Below are 1153 nucleotides of genomic sequence, written 5' to 3'. Positions count from 1 at the left end.
CTAGTGGACAAAGTCTGACGGAAGAATCCTGTGATGGATTCCCGGAGCGTGCCGATTGTGCGAGTCAGGTTGGATGCGCAGTGGTATTTCGATCAGCCTTTCCCCGTCCGACAGAGATCGGCTCGATCGGATCATCAAGGACCGTAATGCGGCGCAGAAGCATGCGTGGCGCGCTGAGATCGTGCTGCTGACGAGCGACGGCGTCGGCACCAACGAGATCATGCGGCGAACCGGGACTTCGAAGACCTGCGTATGGCGATGGCAAGAGCGCTTTATGCAGGAGGGAGTGGAGGGACTGCTCCGCGACAAGACCCGTCCGTCGCGGATCCAGCCCCTGGCTCCCAGGGTGACCGAGCGGGTCGTTGCCCGGACGCTTGAAGATCCGCCCGGCGAGACGACCCACTGGACGGCGCTGATGATGGCGACAGAGGTGGGGATCAGCGTCAGTTCGGTGCAGCGGATCTGGCGAGCCCATGGCCTGCAACCCCACCGTGTTCGCCAGTTCAAGCTTTCGAATGACCCGAAGTTTGTCGAGAAGCTACGCGATGTCGTCGGGTTATACGTCTCGCCGCCTGCTCACGCGATCGTGCTGTCGTTCGACGAAAAGAGCCAGATCCAGGCGCTGGATCGCTCGCAGCCCGGCCTGCCGCTCAAGAAGGGGCGGGCTGGAACCATGACCCACGACTACAAGCGCAACGGCACGACCACGCTCTTTGCGGCGCTCAACGTGCTCGATGGCACCGTGATCGGCCGCAACATGCAGCGGCACCGCCACCAGGAATTCATCCACTTTCTCAACCTGATCGAAGCACAGGTGCCCGCTGGAAAGGCGATCCACGTCATCCTCGACAACTACGCCGCCCACAAGCATCCCAAGGTTCGAGAATGGCTCGGCCGGCACCCGCGCTTCACCTTCCACTTTACGCCAACATCGTGCTCATGGCTCAATGCCGTCGAAGGTTTCTTTGCCAGGCTGACCAACCGCCGGCTCAAACGCGGCGTCTTCCACTCGCTCGTCGACCTTCAGGCCGCTATCAACCGCTTCCTTGCCGAGCACAACGAAAGCCCAAAGCCATTCGTCTGGACTGCCGATCCGGATAAAATCATCGCTGCCGTCAAGCGCGGGCACCAAGTGTTAGATTCCCATCACTAG

General features: G+C 61.1%; 1 protein-coding gene. It reads left to right on the top strand.

Annotated elements, in window-relative coordinates; genetic code table 11:
* Positions 1-73: 73 nt before the first annotated feature.
* Positions 74-1153: an IS630 family transposase gene (locus HB724_RS20275; protein ID WP_213982755.1), complete on the top strand. Its 1080-nt coding sequence runs from the start codon at positions 74-76 to the stop codon at positions 1151-1153.

The sequence above is a fragment of the Sphingomonas sp. dw_22 genome (assembly GCF_018449795.1).
In the GTDB taxonomy this organism is placed as follows: domain Bacteria; phylum Pseudomonadota; class Alphaproteobacteria; order Sphingomonadales; family Sphingomonadaceae; genus Sphingomonas.
The sequence above is the reverse complement of the archived record's forward strand: the minus strand, read 5'-3'. Positions and strand labels throughout refer to the sequence as shown.

Excerpts from the sequence above, each read along its gene's own strand:
- HB724_RS20275 (WP_213982755.1), top strand. The coding sequence starts at position 74 with ATGCGCAGTGGTATTTCGATCAGCCTTTCCCCGTCCGACAGAGATCGG.